Here is a 21259-nt window from a genome sequence, read left to right as displayed (position 1 = left end):
TATCATTTAAAAAGAAAGATTCAATCCCACAGTCCAGCTGCGCAATGCCGGGAACGTACCGTAACCGGTCAGAGGATCCGTATAACTTTCGGGATAAGGATTGAAGAAACTGAAGAGGTTGGTTCCCGTCACATTGATCTTACAGCTTGAGATTCCTACTTTGCTCAGCCATTCCTTAGGCAATGTATAACCTAAGGATACGTTACGAAGATACATGCGGAATGAACTAATCTGCCAGAAATTGGACGCTTCATTATTCATACTGTATTTCATGTTAGGGTATTTGGCAGACAAATTCTGTTTAACGACCACATTGCCTCCATCATCCACTACATCTTCGGGAACGAACATATCTTTCCAATATATCGGAAGGTTGGCACCATCCAGTGAATTCTCGTTCATGAAGATATAGGAACCTCCCGCATACGTAGAATATCCACCCCATGAACTAGAGATGTTGGCATTCAAAGAGATACCTTTCCAGCTACCACCCAGAATCAGAGACATGCCATAAGGATTGCTCTTTCTTCTGCTCAAACGAACCATATCCTTATCGTCTACGATACCGTCTGCATCTTTATAAGAACCGTCCGGATTCTGTTCGCCACGAACATCACGGTATATCAGCATACCCGGTTTAATCTGATCCGGTTTATAGCCCATATACTGCGTTATATTGTAGTCCTCAACAAACTTGTCAATTTCAGCTTGGTTACGGAACATTCCCAAACAGTCATATCCCCACTGCCCCATGTCAACCGGTCCATTGCGATAAACATCTTTGTATGTTGATATGGCCGGCCAGTCTTTTTTGCGATAGCGGGCGTCACGCCATTGTCCATTCAGTTGAACGGAATAGTTGAAGTCAGACACATGATCGCGCCAGCCTAATGAAAGTTCTACACCATAGTTATCTACCGCATCGAAATTCTCGGCAGCCGATTTGGCACCTACAGTTACAGGCACACCACTACGCACTACCAACATATCGGTTCTCTTGTCCAAATAAGCGTCAATACCTACTGATAAACGGTTCTTCAGGAATTTCATGTCAATTCCTAAGTTGAATTTGTAGTCTTTATCCCAGTGCGCATCATAGTTGGGAGCAGCCTCAGTCTTTAAAGCCCAACCTAAATTGTTGCTCGGTGAAGTGCCAAATATTGCACCATAATTAGCCTGATACGTATATCGCTGACGCCACAGCCAAGCTGCCGTATTATCTTGTCCCAAAATACCGAATGAGGCACGTACCTTCAGATAATCCATCCAATCCAGCTTATACCACTTTTCTTCTGAAACAATCCAGCCCACAGATACGGAAGGGAATACTCCCCAATAGTTATCCGGCGAGAATTTGGTTGAAGCGTCAGAACGAATCAGGAACTCAAACAGGTAACGACCGTCATAGGCATAGTTAACACGACCAATGTAAGATAAGTCACCACTTTCACTTCTCGCCGTCTGGCTACTGGAACTTACCGAACCTGTAGCTGTATTGGTTTCACCATTAGCAAGATCACCATTCAGCGGACCTTCTTTCAGAATACGTGAAAACTCGTAGTTCATTTCACGCTTTTCCATAGCGAACATGGCACTTACCGAATGTTTTCCGAAGTCGCGCGCATAACTTGCCTGGAAGTTGACCTGATAATTGTCTGTACGGTCGAAGTCACGCAGTACGCGGTTTCCATTATCAACCGACTGTGTTTTCATATTAGACGGCAAAGTCAGGTTATTACTTGGCGCACCTTCATCAATATAAAGGTGATTACCTGAACCACCACGGGTGGTAAAATAATAACCGTCATATTTAGATCCCAATTGTCTTCCTTCCGTATTACCGATACTTTTTGCATAGCTGAAACGTAGTTTCAAACCTTTCAATGTCTCCAACCAATCAAAATCATACTCCAATGAACCATTGATGGTCATATCCTGAGTTTTGGTTTGTTTCTGATTACCTAAATCTTCAACAGCGAAATAATTGTAACGCAAATAGTTCGAGTTTCCGAGAACACTACTGTTGGTATTCTTAGGTCCATATCTCAACAACCAGATATCTTCGCCTTTGTCATTTTCCACAGACCATGGCACATAGCGGGGTGTAGTCAGCAATGCCAGGTAATCATTATCATCCTTCTCTCCGCCAATCTTATTGAAAGTTGTTTTCCGGTCACCATAGTTACCCGAAATAGATAAATTCACTTTCAGATGCTTAGCCACTGTTGTACTCATTCCTACACGATAATTCCAACGGTCATAATCCAACATGCTCAGGTTACCCTCCTGGCTCTGATAAGATATGCTTCCGAAATAAGATGAGTTATTTCCGCCGCCACTGATATTCACATTATGCTTCGTGCTATAGGCAGCCGACCAGGCTTTGTCCAGCCAGTCATAGTTCATGCTTTTCATAGCTTCCAACTCGTCCAATTGGAAAAGGTCTTTTTTACGATTACCGATAGCATCATTGCCGTCAGCACCTTTAAATCCATTCCAGAATTGACCATACTGATATGCATCCAACATCTTTGGACGTGAAATTTCATCATTCATCGTCACCGAACCAGTGTAACTGATGCGAGGTTTTCCGTCCTTGCTGCCTTTCTTCGTAGTAACAATGATGGCACCTTGTGCGCCACGTGCTCCATACACTGCCGCAGCAGCATCCTTCAAGATAGATATAGATTCTATTTCGTTCGGATCAAGGTTATTAAACGCTTCCGAAGCCGATATTCCATTACGCGGATTATCAGACTGAATGACACCATCAATCACATAAATCGGCGCAGTCGTACTTCCCGAAACGCCGGTAGAGAACGGATCACGAATGGTCATCGTTGCACCGACACCAGGGCGACCATCACCGCCGCTTACATTCAAACCAGCTACCGTACCTGCCAACATGGCACCCATATTGCTATAGGGCATTTCCTTTAGGTCATTGGGGTTAACCGTGGATATAGAGCCAGTAAGATGTGCTTTTTTCTGAGTACCGTAACCTACCACAACCACTTCGTCCAGAAGTTTGGAATCTTCAGCCAAAGTCACGTTTACAATTCCGTTCGCAGGCACGCTCACCACTTGCGTGACGTATCCTATAAACGAAACTTCGAGTTTAGCACTTGCCGGAATCACCAGACTGAAATTTCCATCCAAGTCGGTAATCGTTCCTGTATCAGTTCCTTGTGCCTTTATATTCGCACCAATCACAGGTTCTCCGGTCGTATCTACCACAGTTCCTTTCACTGACTTCTGTTGTTGGACAACATTCATTGCAGCAGTCTCTCTAATGCTTTCCGCAAAAGCCTGCGTCACAGGAATCGAAAACAAGAAAGAGAGACAAATTATCTTTGCTGCGCTCAGATACCTGCTCTGTGTTTTTCTAGAAAAGATCTCTTCTTTTTTCATCTATTCACTAATTTAAATTCAAAAATATAAAAACTATTGATTGGACTCAATCTATATTTCATGAACTAAAGACGAACAACTAAAAAATATGTAATCACCTAAAAAGAATAAAAAAGTAAAGTTTTCTATTTACGATTATTTCCAACAGAAAAAAGATAAGGCTCTAAATATCAAAAGGACAAGTATACAGGAGTATCGGGGTCACAATATCGCTATATTAACACTTTACACAACGGACATCAGCTTCAAAAGCAGTGTTTCAGAATCTTTTGCGAATAAATAGCAAATAATAATGCAATATCTCTGCATATACTTGCGCATTTGATTGCTATTTATGTAAAAAAGAGCTACTCATTGTCGGAATTGGAGCATTTCAGTATGGCTATGAGTAAAAGTTATCAAGTAACGTTAAAAAAACAACTTGATACAGTTTCCATAAGAACAAATATTTCATATCCGTTAAAAAGTTATCTGAATATAGTCCGGCTGATTCTTGATTCTCTGGGATTTCGCCACCAGTCTTTCATGAAGGATAATCGAAGAAGGAAAACTCCTGAGTTCGAGTTTTCATCAGTATTTCCTACATCCTACACCCGATATCGTTTTTTTGTTTGATTATCAAACAGATAGATGCTGTAGAAAGTGGTGTAGGAAAGTTTCATCCTGCACCGAATTCACGCGAATACCTCTTTTTTAGCCTGAATTATTTATCAAAAGGGTTAAAAGAGTTATCATTTCGTCAGGAATTAAGGGAGCCTTCTCTATAATGAGATTATAGAGAAGGCCGAATTATAGAGGAAAAACTTGATATGCCCCTTCCTTTTTCCTTTAAAGCCTTAATGTTATTGTCATTATGCTATAAGCAAAACCTTGTTTTCCGGTTGAGGGCTGTCCGGCCTGCAATTGCGGGCTACATAGCCCACATATGGAAAACATAGAGCCCGCAACTGTAGGACGAAGTTTTGCTACGGGCAAAAGAACAAAAACAATAAAGCAAAGCGTAGTTTTCGTACCACCTTCTTCCTATCCTTCTTATTGTTCCTAAGCATTCTATTGTGAGATCTACAGATCTGACGCGTGGGATCTACAGATCTCGCGATAGGATGTTCAGCTTCCTTTCGCAGGCTGACATTATGAAAGAAATCAGGAGTCTTTTGAAGGATAACGCAGAGATACCCTCTGTTTTCTTGTAAAAGAGATGGTTTTACAGGGATTTGCGCAAGGTGGGCAAAAACAATGTTGATAGTCTGATTATTAGTCTATTGTAATTAAAAGCACGTCTCAAATGCCTATTCTTGGGTGTAGGATGAAATTAACCTACACCATCCTACACCACTTCCTACACCGTATATCTATTTGATAATCAAAAGAAAAAGGTCTCCGGTGTAGGATGTAGGAAATTGAGAGATATTTTTCTGAGTAAAAGAAAGCGCTTTTACATCTTCAGTGTCTACTTTATTAGACTGCTATTATTTCATTTATTTCTGAAACACTTCCTTCAAATATCTGACATTCGTCCCATAGTTCTTTCTCACATTATGCACATCATCCTTATCCCGTGAGCGTTCTACTACCAGCCATCCACTCCATCCCATTTTGTCGAGCGTATTTTTAACCTTCTTTATATCCAAACGTTCGTTAAAAGGAAGAGTTACTCCGTCCGTATCCGTACAATGAATCTGGCAGATTCTCTTCTTCCCCAGAATCTTGAGCTCCTTGCACAGATCACGTCCGTTTTCCAATACATTCTGAAATTTAAAATAGATTTTAATGCCCGGGGAATCTATCTCTTTCAATAACCTCACATCTCCTTTAGCATCCAGTTGGGTTTCAATCCCTATAACCAAACCTTCGGAAGCAGCCATATCTCCTACCTCTTTCAAACGCTTCACAACTCTCGTCCGAAGTTCCGGTTCCTGCTCCCAGCCTGCCTTTATACCCCCTAAAGGAAGAAAAGCAACTTTGGCATTCATTACTTTCATTGCATCCAGACATTCCCTTACCAATTCCTGATAATTAGCTCGGTCCAGAAAAGACTGACCATAGAAACCGGACATAGCGACAGAAGGAACTTCCAGTTTGAATTTCCGTGCCGTTTCACGAAACAATTGTTGAAAATGAGGATCACGCAACTTATTATCGAAGTTCTCCCTTTTACCCAAAGAACCCATATCCAGTTCTACTCCATCTCCGTTCAATTCATGTACCAGCTGAAACGAGCCAATTTTCTGACGCTTCAGAATCATCCAGTCGCATATGGCAACCTTATAGCGCTCCCCTTCCTGTTCGGGAGCAGCAATAGCCAATTGTGGAAAGCACTCCAACAGTATGAACACGCAGAGCATGTATCCTAATAAATTCCTTTTCATCTGATACTACTAATAATCCTATCCTTCAAATCATTATACTCATTCATTGAAAAGCCGCAGGCAACGTCGGGCGGAGCTAATAGAACTGCTTTAGCCTCTTCTGCATCTCTTATGTCTTCCGGGTGTACCCGGAAATAAGCCTCCCATTGAGAAACCAACTCCGGAGATACACCCAGTACATATTCAATGAAACCTTCATCCATCAAAAAATCCCTTACCTTAGAAACCATATTTGCATCCTATTTTAAACGTTTACAAAGATAGGACGCTGTTACCCTGAACCTGTACTCAATCGGAAAACCCTTTTACCTAAATTAACTCACCAGAGCACGCAACTTCGTCAATCCCCGGTGCATCAAGTTACGTACAGACTGGTAATTCATATCCATTATCTCACAAATATCTTCATATTTCCTTTCTTCTATATAATATAATGTAAGCGCTTCGCGCTGACGGGGAGATAACTGCCCCAATAAATGTTTCACCAATGAGAAATCATTCTTCTGCTGTTCCTCCTCCACATAATCTTCTTCCACATCCATAGATGATATCGCATTCACCTCTTCTACGGCCGTGTCGGACATATACATACGCCTGCGAAGCTCATCACAAAGTTTATTCTTCAATGAAATGAATAAATAGGATTTCAAATTATCAATAGTCCCTAATTCATCCTTCTTCACATAAAGCTTCACGAAAATATCATGAATACAATCTTTCAGCAACTCCTTATCAAGGGTCAACTTCAAACCATAATTAAAAAGAATACGTACGTGCAAATCATACAGCTGAGAAAAAGCAGCCATATTTCCTGCTTGAAAAGAAGCAAGTAAAGTTTCGGTTGAATTATTAGTCTGTTCCATCATAGCATTAATTCAGTTATTTTGATGTTGCAAAGCTATGGGGAATCAACCCAAACTCTAGGTAAAATCTGATCTGTGGATTGAAAAAACAAGTACTATGTTTTATAACACTTTTTTATTAGATATTACCAGCAAAAAGAGAAAATCCCGTTGAAGGTCATTCAACGGGATTTTCTGTTCTATAATCTATGGAACCAATAAACACCTTCTTTTCCATCAGGCACTTTCAGAGTATATACATTGTTAATCTTCAATGATTTACTAATCACTTCCATTTCTCCCGAATCAGGATGAATATATCTTAAAATGTATTTCCCGGATGACAATTGCACAGGCACCTCTACCCCCGAATTGGAATAAATGATACTTCCAATACCAGATTTTACCATTTTCTTATAATCCTCAGAGTCAGTTTCTTCTACTTCCATCACTGCAGCATCTTTCAGAAACGCCTTATCTTTGCAAGGAATTACCGGACAAGAACCACCAGCCATGAAAACAGCCCATCCCATAGCCGGATAATTCTGTGCATAGAAAGTGACTGCTTTCTCCGGAAACTTACGTCGATATTCATTTACCGCTTTATACGCTTCAGTAAAAGTAACTTTCCCGACTTTCATCTTGCGCATATGTTGTCGGGGAGCCATATTCTTTCCCCCTTCCGGAGCAAAAATGCCATCTGTTTTATAATGCCAATATCGGATATCAATAATATCTACTACAGCTGCCCGCTTTGGATCAGCAAGAATAGCATCCTGTACATCTTTCGTTGTACTTAAAGCGACTTTAGCCTTCTTACCGGTTTCCACCTCCCATTCAGCTATTACATCCAACCAGAACTGTACAAAATGCAGAGGACCGGTAAACTCTGCACTGGTCAATTGAATCACATTCGGATTATCGGCAAAGTTGTCCAAGCACTGACGAATGTATCGTCTATGCAGCTCACGTCGCACAGGATGATTGATATCATAAAACATATCCGCAACAAAAATGCGTTTATCGCCTGCAAAAGGAACAGGTTCCGGGAAGTCCGTTTCATTAATATTATTACTGCTTCTCCAAGGACAGTCCACCCAATGTGCACCGGCTTCCAAAATATTATGCTGGAAATAGTTCTCATGGAACAAGAGCAATCCTTCTCTACTTCCCTTTTCCGCAAATTCTTTCAGACGTGCCCAATACCATGCATTGGGACGGTTCAGATCATATTTACTCAAGCCTTCCCAAGCAATGCCTTGACCGCTACGTCCGAAAGGTTGTTCATAAAAGGGGCCCCATACATCTCCATCGCGCCGACGGATGCGTTCATGGTCATCCCGGCGACGATCATACCAAAGTCCATAATTCTGGTCAAATACGAGTATATTATTCCGCTTCATAAAGTTGACGACTGAATCTATACGGTCTGTCAGTCCCAGCCCCTCACGACCGGGAACAAAGCGGGTAATTGCCGGACTTGCTTTCTTCAAATAGTTGGTTCTGAGCTTACCATTCCACCAAGGAGTAGTGCGGCTTTTTCCCACCAACAAGGCCCCATCCATTTGAACACGCCCATTTGCAATAACCATTTCCGGTAAGTCTCGCGTTTCGCCCTGAATTGTCTTTTTCTCTTTAATATCCTCAATAGATTTCAAACCGGCAACTGACACCGAAGGAGCAAATTCCCTCTCCTCAATCCAATGTTCCAACGTCAGACGTGGCTCATAAGCTTCTTTGGCAAGTTCCATCGCCACCTCTACAGTAGGACTGCTCGTTGCACTTGTATTTCTAGGCAGAATACGGGCACGCTCAGCACATTTCTTCTGCAAACGCGCTTCCAACTGGGCATAAAAGATGCTACGAGGTTGCACATGATTATTCGATTCCGCCCATTCACCGTCGCCAGAGAACTGTGCCCAACACCCATACGCGCGGTTTTTCGCATCTTTTGCCGGAGTATAACACTCTATCTCAGCGGCTGTACATTGCCAGAACAAACTATTCGCCGTATTCCAACCTGCTCCATTCTTATCTTGTCCCAGATTCTTAAATGTAAGATTATGACCGTCGATATTAACCACATCAAACAGCAATCCGCACGCCCAGGAATCAATAGATCCGCTGAATCCCAACGATTCATACGAATCGCATTGCACAAAGGCATTGGGCCCGGCAGCACAATATCCAGCAGCAAAGTCATGAATGCCCTGCTCAGAATAACAACGCTGAAACAAAGTCTGCTGTCCCAATGTATGGAAAGTACAACGGCGCATTCCTCCTATTTCAGATACCGGTTCCCGGGAAATACAATCCTCAACCGTAATTCTTGATCCGGTGCGCTGGACAATAACCGCACTACCTGAAAAATGTCTGAAACTCACTTGTCTCACCCAACAGTTCTCCGCCTCTCCGATAGAAATACCTGTCCAGCAATGGTCTTCATCTTTAGAATAACGCCTGTCATAATCGGAAACCAATGTCATATTTTCAATTCCACACTCCTGAATGCGACCGTTCCATTGATAAAGAATGAGAGAAGAAGCCCCATATTGAGTATCCAATGCTACCGTCAATGGTGCATCCAGAGTGATCTGATTACCGTTTACTTCACTGATTGTCCGATCCCATGTCAGGTCCATATCACCCGCCTTCCATCCTAAAGCACCGATGCCTCCTCCAAAGATATCACACCCTAAAGCGGTAATCCACTCCTTACCGGAAGGGCGAGTCACCATTATCCGATCTCCTTTCTTTAAAGAAGTGCCCGAGGCAACTTGTAATGTCCTTTCATTCACAGGGACATAAGCTGAAAGAACCTGCAAGGTATCTTTTGCATTCAAATTATCTATTCCTTCCATATAGATAAGTGCTCCTCTGTCTATACCTTTCTTTAGCAGAATAGTTTTTTCTCTATCCATACCACGCAGAACAATACCGGACGCGGAAATACGAAGTTCCCCGGATAAGCTGAATTCTCCACGATCCAGCAATACGGCTCCACGGAAACCGGAAGTATTGGGAGTCAATGACGCTACATAGTCAATGGCACGCTGGATTCGCGCAGTATTATCACCCGCCTTCCAGGGTACAAACACTGCATTGCCAACAGAAGGAATATCCTGCCCAGAAGCATGGTAGCCGCAATAGGAGAAATCAAGTATCCGGTTTCCCCGTTCATCATTCAAGTAAGTAATTCCTTCATTCTTAACCTGTAAAGCAAAGGTTTGCGCATATCCCTGCACAAACCCTATACTCAATAATCCCAGAAGGATTGTTCTCAATTGCATATTCATTACAATAAACTTTATTTTCTACACATACTTTTATAGCAGACTTTTCCGTTTGGATAATGTATCGTAGTTGTTCTTCAAATCCGTCCAGTCCACTTTCTTCTTCGTATCCATACCGTTGACGTATTTCTCAATATTAGTGTAACCATCTCCATTGCAATCCTTCACGGCATCACTCGGATCATTCGGGTTCAATCCGTTAGCTATTTCCCACGCATCGGGCATACCGTCACCATCGGAGTCTACAATAGGCTCTCCTTTGTACTCGGGCAATCCGCCTACCTGACGGATGTCCGTAATGATACCTTGTTTATAAGAGTCTGCAGGCAAACGTCTTTTCACATAAGGAGAAATGAACTCTGGAGCGTCTTTCACATAGATGGCTTTCCCAGTCTTCACTGTTTTGATAACTCTCGTATCAACAGCATCCCGTTTCGGAAAAGTCGCTCCCACATTACTTAACACGAAGTTATAAGCCTTTTGAGCATCCATTATAGTTACAGGAGATGTTTTGAAAGGCTCATCTACCCTTATCTGCGGAATAAATTTTCCGGCATCCACTTCATTGGCTAGTTGTACACCACCATCCCAGTTGTCTTTTGTAACCTTTGCATTTCCATGGACGATATTTCCATTTACATAAGCCTTACCAAAGGACATCGGCTGGCTTTTGTCACGTCCGGCTTCCGGCTTCAGAATACGATAAGATATTGGTTTATCCAATGGTGTGATAGGTCCGGGCTTGAAATAGTTATTTATAATGTTATAGAAACTCTTATTATCACCACCGTCAATAGAGCGATTCCACCAGTTGAAAACAACATTATTGACAAAGTTAAAGTCTCCATCCATACCTACCGAGCTGTTACGACTGATATTTGAAGCAAAAAGATTCCGGCAAAACATACTGTTATGCCCACCGATTGTAGCCCCGAAAGCATGATTGTAGGCATCCAATGCTTCCGAAAATATTGAATTCTGAATAGTGATATTTACAGTCGGCAATTTCAGTCCATGTCCATCCGCTCCCCGGTTATACACATGGCGGTAGATAGACATATTCTCATCCAATCCCCAACTGGCCGAACAGTGGTCTATAATGATATTCCCTACAGCATTTCCTCCCAACGCATCATCACGGAAAGCTACATCCTGCGCACCACGGCGGAAGCGCATATGCCTGATTATGACATCATGCGTATCAACCAGAAAAGAATGTCCGGTAACACAGATACCATCTCCCGGAGCGGTCTGTCCGGCAATTGTGACATAAGGAGCACGCAGGCTAATAGGCGCTTTCAAACGGATAACTCCGGAAACATTAAATACAATGACACGAGCACCTCCCGTTTCACAAGCCTCACGCAAAGTTCCGGGCCCTGAGTCTTCCAAAGAAGTAACCACAATCACTTTGCCACCACGCCCACCGGGAGTATACATGCCTCCGCCTTCCGCACCGGGAAAAGCCGGAATATTACTTTTCACCAAATCTTCCGGTTTGGAAGCCCACGGCTTATAAGGACGTCCTTTTTGTGCTTCTTCCATAACAACCGGAAGGGCTTTCTTCCATGCCGCATCTGATTTCCGGTCGAACTCCGCTTCTTGTTTTGCCGCTCTCGCTTTCACCGAGTCGGGAATGACAGGATACTGTGCTGCCACCGGTAATACGCACGTAGCCAGCATCCATACTGATAATACTTTCTTAATGTTGTTCATTCTTTCGAATCTTAATAGGTTTTCTAAGAAGACGGTTAAGAAAACATTTTGTAATCGGTTATTTCTCTCCTTTCCGCCATTCACTCATATATTCGCGGGGAGTCTGGTTATATTTCTTCCGGAAGCACTTGCTATAATAGCCCGAGTCTTTAAATCCGACGGCAAAAGCAATCTCCGAGATACTCAAGTCTGTGTTCTTAATCAATTCGACAGACTTATTCAAACGAATCTCTTTAACCAGGTCGACAGGTGCCAGTCCGGTAAGGCTCTTCAATTTCTTAAAGAATGCCGAACGGCTTAATCCTATTCCAGAAGCTATAGTATCGATATTAAAATCGCTGTCGTCCATGTTCTCCTCAATCACCTGATGTATCTTTTCAAGGAACTGCACATCCTTCTTCACAAGATATTGCTCATAACTATCTTCCTCCGTTGTTTTCTGATTCTCCATTTGCAGGCGAATCCGTTCCCGGAAGAGCAGCCGCTCAGATAGCAACTGATCAATGCGTGCCAACAGATATTCCTTGCTAAAAGGCTTCGTTATGTAAGCATTGGCTCCCAAAGTGATTGCTTTCGTCTTGGCGCCTTCATCATTCTTTGCGGTCAGGATGATAACCGGAATATGACTGATCTGGAAATCTTTACGAATAGACTGCAACATCTCCAAACCATCCATTTCAGGCATCATCTGATCGGTGACCACGATATCGGGATGATACAGGTGGACTTTCTTTAATCCCTCTACTCCATTATTGGCTATATGAATATTAAACTTGTCTTCTAATTGCAGTTTTATCAGCTGACAGAGGTCTTTATTGTCTTCCACCAATAAAAGATTCGGCAAAGAAGCATCTATTTCCGTCTGTTCTTCGGAATCTTCTTCTGCCATGATATCAGTAGAAGACACATCTCCGGCAGGAGCTGTTTCAGTGTCACTGACATAAAAATCAACTTCCGAAATGCGATAATGTTCCTTTCCGAGCAATAGTTCTACAATAAACACGGTTCCCTTTCCTTCAGGGCTTTCAGCACGAATCACTCCATGATGCAGATTAACGATTTCTTTGGAAAGTGCCAGCCCGATACCCGTGCCCTGATAATACGAGTTTTTGGCATTCTCTCCTTGCGAGAAGCGTTCAAAAACCTCGGTCAGCTTATTCTGGGGGATTCCGATCCCGTTATCTTCCACTCTCAGGAAACAGTGTTCCCCATCTTCTGCCAGTCCGGCAACTACATGGATGCTGCCACCGGAAGGGGTAAACTTGAAGGCATTGGATATGATGTTCCGAATAACAATACTCAGCTTCTCCTTATCCGCCCATATCATAATAGCCGCATCCGGTAACTGGAAAGTAAAGCTAACTTCATTTTCTTCGGAAAGAACACGGAATTCCTTTTGGAAAGAGACTACCAACTCATTAAAATCAATCAACGACACATGCAAACGCATCTTTCCATTCTGTATTTTCCGGAAATCAAGTATCTGATTGACAAGTTGTAACATCTGGTTAGTGTTCTTCTCCATTAGTTCCACATATTGCACACCTTTTGGTGAAAGTGTCTCATGCTCTCTCAATTCCTGTATCGGACCTTTTATTAAAGTCAGAGGAGTACGTAGTTCATGAGAAATATTTGTAAAGAACTTGATCTTCATTTCCGAAACCTTCTGTTCGATGTAGATGTCATTCTTCATTTTAATCATAAAGAAAGCCAGACGCAAACTGAAATAAAGGGCTATAATACCCAAGACTACATAAATCACAATAGCCCACCAACTTAACCACCAGGGCGGAAGAATAGTGATGGCCAATGTACGATTGGAAACGAGCTCCGGATTGGCTTCATCTATTGTTTCCACCCGGAAAGTATAGGATCCAGGCGGCACATTCGTGTAAGAAGCAATACGGTTTTTGCCATTGTAATGCCACTCCTTTTCGTATCCTTCAAGGATATATCGATAAAACACACGATTGGGATTATAAAAGTTCAACGCAGCAAATTCAATGGTAAACATAGACTGATTATACTTTAACCTGATTGCATCGGCAAATGTAATCGATTCTTTCAATACAGGATCTTCATGAAAACTACGCAAATCACGATTGGAGATTTTGAAGTCGACTATGCGCGTATCATAGTTCATATTCTGCGTTTCCAGTTTATTAGGTGAAAATGTGAGAATACCTTGCCTGGAACCAAGCCATAAGTCACCGCTCAAAGTACGGAGCGCGCTGCTTTCTTCCAACTCAACATTCAGAAATCCATCGTACCTGTCGTAATTACGGAACTGTTCGGTGTCTTTATTGAAACAAGACAATCCTATTTCTGTAGTAAACCAGAGATTTCCGTCTTTATCTTCTACTATTGATTTTACTACATCATTATTCATACCTTCACGGATGCCGTAAGATTTAAAGACAGGTACCCGCCTTTCTTTATCATAGTGTACCAGTTTATTCAATCCTCCCCCAAATACGCTTACCCAGATTTGTGATTCGGAATCTTTGTACAATACATAAATATCATTGTCAGCAACATTCGAACGTTCACTCACCTGGCGGTAAGTTTCAAATTGAATCTCTTCGGGATTGGTAAAATGACCATCAAAAGACATCAGACCATCCATTGTTCCTACCCAGATACGTCCGTCATTATCCTCCGTCATTGTACGCACTTCCATATAAAGCCCATAAAGCGGATATTGCTTCAAACCATTATACTTATGTTTAAAGGCAATTGTCCCGTTCGCTTCACTGATCAGATTCAGACCACCACCTAACAAACCAACCCAAATACGCCCCTGGCTATCCTGATAAGTGAAATACACATCATTACTACTGATTGAATTCGGATTCTTAGGATCATTTTTATAACGTACGAAGCGTAACCCTTGAGGAGAATTCATATCCGGTTCAGCCTTCACAAGACCATTGCCTTTGGTAGAGAACCAAAGATTCCCATCTTTATCTTCCATGATATGATATACAGCTCCCACCAGATAATTCTTTTCCGAGAAAACCTGCTTTACCTGTCCGTTACTATCAAGGCGATAAAGGGCCTGCCAACGGGTTCCTGCCCAGATATCGCCATTCTTTGCCTGATACAGAGCGCGTATCCCCTGATTCCAGGAATTAGTTTTTTCATCACCAACCGGCACCGGTGACACTTCTTTAAGTACCTGGAACTGCTTCTTGGGAAAGTTAACCCTGTACACCCCATTATCTGTAGAAGCCAACCAGAGAATCTCGTCTTTGTCCAGCAATAGATGAAAAAACAGTTGTCCGGGAGCATCATCAACGAAAGGCTTTGATTGATTCAGACGAACCATCTCCAGTTTCTCCCGGTCGAACAAAAGAATCTCTCCACCCGGAGTCAGAAAAAACATACCCTGTTCACCGGCATCTTGCATTTCAAAATTTCCTATGGAATTCTGTTTAGGAAATGTAAAGCGGCGATTGGCTTTATTTAAAGGATCATAGTATACCAATGCATTATTACCTTCCTGAAACCAAATTTTATCATATTTGTCTATAAATATAGTTCCTGTTTCTCTCCCGTCGATGGAAAGCGGCAACTTTGTCAATTGCTTATAACCGATATTATACTCATATACTCCTTCACCTGTAGTAATATAGACCAACCCTGTCTCTGTTACCAGCAAATTTACGACCGACTGATCTATTCCCGGTATTTCATAACGATTGACCACTCCATTTTCCGGATCAATACTATAAATATGTCCGTTCCGGTCACCTAACCATAAGCATCTGGAGTTATAAGATGCACAGGTGAACTGGTCGGGGCTACCGGCTATCTTCTTCTGAATGAAATCGGCAGGCTTATCTTTCAACCCCGCTCCTTTCCTTAACGAAAGTATCTGATAATCCATACCCACCCAATTGATAAATTCGGAAGTCTCGCATAACACATTATGCTTCAAACGCATATCGTAGTGATTGATATTAGGGCGTGAATCGTGCAATTGCTTCATTGTAATTTTGCCCTCTTTATCAGTATGCGCACGAAGCAGACTCTTATCCTTGGTCAGCAATAGGACATCTCCATCCGCAGTTGTCTGAATCTTGATAATCTGAATATTTTCAGAGTATTCCTTCACATCGTCATAAACCGCATGAAAACTTTCATGCTTCTTATCAAACAGATAAAGTTTGCGATCAATGGTCTTGATCCAAAGAAAACCATTTTTATCTTCTACGATACGCTGAATCTTACGTGGAGGAATATCAGCCGAATAGAATCCGTCACGATTATCGTACGAACGAAACTTAGTGCCGTCAAAACTACATAAGCCATACCAAGTGCCGAACCAGACAAAGCCTTCGCTACCTTTTAAAGTACAGTTTACAATATTATTAGGTAACCCTCGTTCGGCCGTGTAATGTTCCACAATCATGCTGGGATAGGCAAAGCTTGTAAGCCCTATCACCGATAGAAATAGTATTAGAATAGATCGTTTCTTCATTTATAACAACAGTTGATATAAAATGTATCCAAAGATAAGCTTTTTCTAACAGTGACTAAAATTATCACTCCCTTATTTTAGATTATTCTTTTGTTCCGAACTCCGTCTGCTGACGCTCTACCTCATCCAACACCTTTTGGCGTTCTTCTTCCGTCAACTGTATTTTCTTGTCAGTTGTATCTTTTTGTAACCTTGTTCTCACAGCCGCAGAAGCTATTTCCCGCTCCTCATAACAAAAAGGAAATTCTGCAGGAACACTTTCGAACTCCAGCTCCGCAGCCGTCGGAGCTTGTGTACCCTCAAATAGCACACGGGCTTTCACTTTGATCTTTCCGGCTTTTCTGGTAGAACGAATCAGTACAGGGGCAGAACCGAACTCCACTGCACGGGGATTCGCACCAATAGTAGCATCGCCAATAATATCTCCTTCCCCTTCTACGGTAAAGACGATATTCTCTTTAGCCAGGCGTCTCACATTTCCATTGTCATCAGTCACCTCAGCCACCACTACAATGAAATCAGAACCATCCGCCACCAGATTCACATTCCCTGTATCCGCATATAGCCTCAATTTAGTGGAACGCCGTGAAGGCATCTTCTTCTGAGTGCATACTACTTTCCCATTTATAATGCCTTCTACAATCATATTCACTTTTTGCCAATTCTTCTGAGTATAACTATAACTGCGAGCTTCCCAGAAATCCCATACATTTTCAAAAACGACAGGGGCATTCGGCAGATGACCTTTGGCATGAACCACCGGCTTCGTCCATGTCTTTGTTCCATCATAGACAGAAAGTCTGACAGAATCACAATTACTGAAAACCACTACATCTTTATCAGAGAACTGCGACATTTCATGAGCAACGAAAACCATGGGTCCACACTCAGCCAAAGGATGCCGCAGACTGGCTGAAGACTGACTGCGGAACATCTCGTATGCATATTTTTTCTGACGAAAAGCATCATAAATACCTCCCCAATATGGGTCAGGGTGATACCCTCGTTGGTGATCGAACGGATGCCACTGGGCACCACCGATAAACAGGCCCGTAGTGCGATACATCTCATCATAACTCTTAGCCAGAGAAAGTGCCTGCACCAGCAACGGATGTTCTCCCCAGCTGCGGCTTGCACGGTTATCATTATTGTGGGCATACCAGTCATCCACATTCTCCCCGAACTCACGAGTGAAGATACATTGCTCCGGCCTGTCTTCCTTTTCATCATCACCGGGCCAACCATAAACCACATCATAATGTTCTTTTACTCCTGCCGAATGTACATCAGCAGCAGCTACCGGACGCCCCGGATACGGATATTCTTCTTTGGTAATATCAAGAGCCTTCAAAGCAAAATCAAGCGGGTAACGGGTTTCATTCAAGATAGGTTCCCACATCAAAACAGAAGGATGATTGCGGTCACGACGGATCATTTCACGTGTATTCCGATGGACAAGCTCTCCAAATTGCAGATCTTTGTTCCAATATTGCCACCCCGGCGTAGCGACAATTACAAATAGGCCAAGTTCGTCACATGCATCCATGAAAGACGGGTCCTGCGGATAATGGGCTGTACGGATAATAGTGCATCCTGCATCACGTAAACGCTTGGCATCACGCCATTGCTGGGAGTTTGGTAAGGCATTGCCCACATAAGCGAAATCCTGATGACGGTTGGCTCCCACCAACTGACCGAAAGGTTTGCCATTCAGCCAAAAGCCATCTTTACCACGGAATTCCGCCAGACGAATTCCGACACGGGTGATTCCGCCATCTATGGACTGATTGCCTTTTTTAAGGCGAGACTGTACTCTATATAAATAAGGTGTATCCGGCGACCATAGCTTCGGATTCTTCACTTCCATTTGCTGACGGATTATTTTCTTCTCTCCCGATTGCAAGGAGAGTTTACCGGATATGCGCCTGATTATTTTGCCGTCAGCATCTGTCAGTGTCGTCTCTACAATCACAGATTCAGAACGGGTATTTTCATTCTGTACTTCCGTATTGACACAGACTTGCGCACTCTTTTCACTGATCTGATCGAAGTGAACAAACACACCACCTCCGGCAACTGTCTGCGATTCGATGGCATCAGTAATGGATATAGGGGATTTGGCAATCATCCATACATCCCGATAGATGCCTCCATGATAGGTGAAATCCAAGGTATACTGACGCTTACCCGGAGGATAGGATTTATCATCACTGTTATCTGCAAAAACAGCAAGCAGGCAGGAGTCTCCGGCTTGCACTCCATAGGTTGTCAAGTCCAGTGTGAAAGGCAGATAACCGCCTATATGCTCCTGAATACGTTTTCCGTTCAGATAAAGAATTTGTTTCCCCATCGCAGCTTCAAAATGGATGGATACCCGTTGACCTTTAGTCTCTGCGGGAACGACGAAATGCTTGCGATACCAGACAGGTCCCTGATAGTTCCGGCATCCACTGGCCTCAGCAGGCATTAGTTCCACAGTGTGAGGGGTGGAGACAACTTCCCATGAACGATCATCGAAGTTCACTGTTTCCGCTCCAGATATGTCGCCTTTGAAGAAGCGCCAGCCCGGATTGAAATCATATACCTGCCGTCCGCTTCCGGGAAGCTGAATGAAACCGGCAACTGAGGTCTCGGGACGGTAAGTTCCTGTCGCTTTCCCTGATAATGGGAATAAAAACAAAAAGGCTGACAAAGTTAAAAACAAGTTCTTATTCATATTTCTTAGTTTCATATCATCATTTTGTCTCTTGAATCATTATCACCACATCTTTCTTCCTACTTTCCGGTGACACTTTTAAATCTGTCACTTTACCCTCTTTCAAAGTAGCCTCTACTGTTGTTTTACCGGGTGCATGAAGTTTGAAGTGCACATTCCATTCTAGAGGCCAAGCCGGAAACAGGAGTATCAGTTCTCCGTTTGTCTGCAACAGCATCTCCTGAAGCCCTATCATGCCGCTCCCTCCCCAGTTGTGATCAGGCGTCCAGTCATAGCCGGGGCCCCAGAAAGCCGGAAAGCGATGCGGGCCGTTGGATAATTTAGCCAGATTAAGCTGTCGGGATTCTTCAGTCAATCCTAAACATGCAGCCCAGATATTATCTTGTTTCCATCCGATATGCGAACGAAAATTAACCGCTTCGGGATCATAGAAATAGGTGTTGCGGGCAACCTCCAACTTTTCTTTGCCAATGCCGTAAACACGCCACGGAAATACGGGATAGAGTTGCGGAGTCTCCACATTATTAATACGCTCCCAACTCTTAGCTGGGGCAATCGTTTGTTTCAGCACCGGCATAGTTATGGAATTCGCAGAATCCTTTACTTCGATATAACGCAATGGTATCGGCGGGATTACTTCCAGCATTTCGTTCTTCCGTCCGTAAGTTTCCAGCACGGTCCGCAATGCGGCAATAGTGCTGCTGGCATTATTAGTCATTTTATAGGTTTCACAGGCAGAACCCGGAAAGAGAATCAGGTGTCCTTCTCCATCCAACTCCTTCCGTCCACGACGGGAAGCAAGCATACGATAATGCTCATCAAAGAAAGTCAATGAACTTTCAATCAAAGGCAAATAGGAAGTGATATCCGCATCGGTATAATTATTCGTCTCAAGTATCATTTGGCAGAATTCGAGTGCGGTATCCCATTCGTATTCCAACCATGCGTTGTATTCCAGTCCTTTATCGAACCCTTCCGGGCGTTTAAAACCATATTCGGCAGGATTGGGTAAACCGAAATTCTCTATCTGTTCGCAGAAACAGGCTCCCCCGTGTTGCCAATACACACGGCTGCGCAATTCGGCATTCTTCAACATCCGGTTATAGAAATCAAACTGGGCAGGCATCATGTCAGAATCACCGCTTTTCAACATCGGCCAATATACCAGACGTTGATTCTGTGCAGTCATTGTGCCGCCTCCCCATTTCCGATAATCAGGAGTAAATGCCTGTTTCGGATCTATATGTAAAGGATCAAAGGTGAACAAGCCACCATTGAACTTGGTAGGAACATTGCCATAAGCATTACAGCCCAGCATATAGCGGAAAAGAGTATAATTCCGGGTTATCTCCCCAGCCTCTCCTTCTGCCACAATGAAACTACGTTGCCAGAAAGCGTTCCACCATTGGCGGGTTTGTTTCTTATCTTGCGAAAGCACTTTCATAGAAACCTTTCCATGTGGCATTATTCTCCTCAGACCGACTTGTAAGTCTTGTATCCACTGTTCTTCTGTCTCCGTCTGATCTGTATGCAGTACAACGAAAAAGTGTTGTTTTCGGGATACTTTCGATGAACGAAACTTCCAGGCCCGATAATCAGTTCCGGCATATACCGCATCTGAGATTCCGGCATATTCCAGATTCTCACCTGACAGGCATCCTCCGAACGTCAGGTTCTTTAAAGGATTCATCAACCGGGATTTGACTGTATCCATACCTTGCTGGGATACTGCTACATCAAAAACGGTCTCTTCCGGATTACGGTGATAAAACGTAATAAGTGGAGAATTAAGAGTGGAGAATTGAGAGTTTGGGAGGGGACGGATGGTATCGGCACTTGTTACTGCTCCCTGGGGAGGAGCCCATTTGTAGGAGCATTGTTGCCCCTCTCCTTTCCGGATCGGCCGGTCCCGGTATCTCCAATTCTCATAAAAGATTTCTGCCTGCAAGGGACGGGCATTGACAATCTCTACATGAACTACGGGATGGAATACATCCGCCCAAATTTGAATTCGTGTACCTTCTGCCGAAATCTCCACGAATCCGTCATTAAGCATTAATTCCTGCCGGAACTCTTTTGTTTCTTTAAAAGGATTGGGAGACAGGCGGATACGAAAACGCCCCTGTTTCAGCAGACAATTATTCTCATCAAAAGTACCGCTACGACTCAGATAAAACAATACATCCCCCTCTTCTACCCACACATTCATACCGATATCTCCACCTCCACATGGCATTGATTCGGAAGAATTACGACTGGGGGTATTCCAAACAACATTGGCATGCTGGCTCCAAAGAGCCGACACGCCAACAAGAATCAGGATTATAATCAGATAAATTCTTTTCATATTTCACACGTATCACCAGTCATCCGAACGGAAAGAACCTAACGGCAAACCGTCACAATAGACATCTCCTTCCACATAATTC

Annotated in this window: 9 protein-coding genes; all 9 read right to left on the bottom strand. The window is 43.1% G+C overall.

The window, feature by feature from the left end; all coding sequences use genetic code 11:
* Positions 1 to 6 precede the first annotated feature (6 nt).
* On the bottom strand, positions 7 to 3411 hold the full coding sequence (locus tag BACCELL_RS12805; RefSeq protein WP_007212237.1) for a SusC/RagA family TonB-linked outer membrane protein: 3405 nt from the start codon (positions 3409 to 3411) through the stop codon (positions 7 to 9).
* A gap of 1478 nt (positions 3412 to 4889) precedes the next feature.
* Positions 4890 to 5780 (bottom strand): sugar phosphate isomerase/epimerase family protein, encoded by an 891-nt coding sequence (locus BACCELL_RS12800; RefSeq protein WP_007212233.1) that lies wholly within the window; start codon positions 5778 to 5780, stop codon positions 4890 to 4892.
* Complete coding sequence (locus tag BACCELL_RS12795; RefSeq protein WP_007212232.1) at positions 5777 to 6010, bottom strand: hypothetical protein; 234 nt, start codon at positions 6008 to 6010, stop codon at positions 5777 to 5779. The genes BACCELL_RS12800 and BACCELL_RS12795 overlap by 4 nt, the downstream gene beginning before the upstream one ends.
* Positions 6011 to 6094: 84 nt before the next feature.
* The gene (locus BACCELL_RS12790; RefSeq protein ID WP_007212231.1) at positions 6095 to 6646 is read right to left on the bottom strand and encodes an RNA polymerase sigma factor; all 552 of its coding nucleotides are present in this window, start codon (positions 6644 to 6646) and stop codon (positions 6095 to 6097) included.
* A gap of 176 nt (positions 6647 to 6822) precedes the next feature.
* Positions 6823 to 9918 (bottom strand): DUF6298 domain-containing protein, encoded by a 3096-nt coding sequence (locus BACCELL_RS12785; RefSeq protein ID WP_007212230.1) that lies wholly within the window; start codon positions 9916 to 9918, stop codon positions 6823 to 6825.
* Between the two features lie 30 nt (positions 9919 to 9948).
* Positions 9949 to 11631 carry a polysaccharide lyase gene (locus BACCELL_RS12780; RefSeq protein ID WP_029327998.1) on the bottom strand — a complete coding sequence of 561 codons (1683 nt, stop codon included), beginning with the start codon at positions 11629 to 11631 and terminating at the stop codon, positions 9949 to 9951.
* Positions 11632 to 11689: 58 nt separating this feature from the next.
* Entirely contained in the window at positions 11690 to 16114 is a 4425-nt protein-coding gene (locus BACCELL_RS12775; protein WP_007212228.1) for a hybrid sensor histidine kinase/response regulator transcription factor, read from the bottom strand.
* 82 nt (positions 16115 to 16196) lie between these two features.
* Positions 16197 to 18830, bottom strand: a complete 2634-nt coding sequence (locus tag BACCELL_RS12770; protein WP_044153868.1) for a glycoside hydrolase family 2 protein — start codon at positions 18828 to 18830, stop codon at positions 16197 to 16199.
* 19 nt (positions 18831 to 18849) lie between these two features.
* Positions 18850 to 21177 (bottom strand): DUF5703 domain-containing protein, encoded by a 2328-nt coding sequence (locus tag BACCELL_RS12765; protein WP_007212226.1) that lies wholly within the window; start codon positions 21175 to 21177, stop codon positions 18850 to 18852.
* Between the last annotated feature and the right edge of the window lie 82 nt (positions 21178 to 21259).

Origin of the sequence: Bacteroides cellulosilyticus DSM 14838 (assembly GCF_000158035.1) — a bacterium.
GTDB classification, from domain to species: domain Bacteria; phylum Bacteroidota; class Bacteroidia; order Bacteroidales; family Bacteroidaceae; genus Bacteroides; species Bacteroides cellulosilyticus.
Note: the sequence above shows the minus strand (reverse complement) of the source record. Positions and strands in the feature narration are given on the sequence as shown.

Excerpts from the sequence above, each read along its gene's own strand:
- BACCELL_RS12805 (WP_007212237.1), bottom strand. The coding sequence starts at position 3,411 with ATGAAAAAAGAAGAGATCTTTTCTAGAAAAACACAGAGCAGGTATCTG.
- BACCELL_RS12780 (WP_029327998.1), bottom strand. The coding sequence starts at position 11,631 with ATGAACAACATTAAGAAAGTATTATCAGTATGGATGCTGGCTACGTGC.
- BACCELL_RS12800 (WP_007212233.1), bottom strand. The coding sequence starts at position 5,780 with ATGAAAAGGAATTTATTAGGATACATGCTCTGCGTGTTCATACTGTTG.
- BACCELL_RS12775 (WP_007212228.1), bottom strand. The coding sequence starts at position 16,114 with ATGAAGAAACGATCTATTCTAATACTATTTCTATCGGTGATAGGGCTT.
- BACCELL_RS12770 (WP_044153868.1), bottom strand. The coding sequence starts at position 18,830 with ATGAATAAGAACTTGTTTTTAACTTTGTCAGCCTTTTTGTTTTTATTC.
- BACCELL_RS12795 (WP_007212232.1), bottom strand. The coding sequence starts at position 6,010 with ATGGTTTCTAAGGTAAGGGATTTTTTGATGGATGAAGGTTTCATTGAA.
- BACCELL_RS12790 (WP_007212231.1), bottom strand. The coding sequence starts at position 6,646 with ATGATGGAACAGACTAATAATTCAACCGAAACTTTACTTGCTTCTTTT.
- BACCELL_RS12765 (WP_007212226.1), bottom strand. The coding sequence starts at position 21,177 with ATGAAAAGAATTTATCTGATTATAATCCTGATTCTTGTTGGCGTGTCG.
- BACCELL_RS12785 (WP_007212230.1), bottom strand. The coding sequence starts at position 9,918 with ATGAATATGCAATTGAGAACAATCCTTCTGGGATTATTGAGTATAGGG.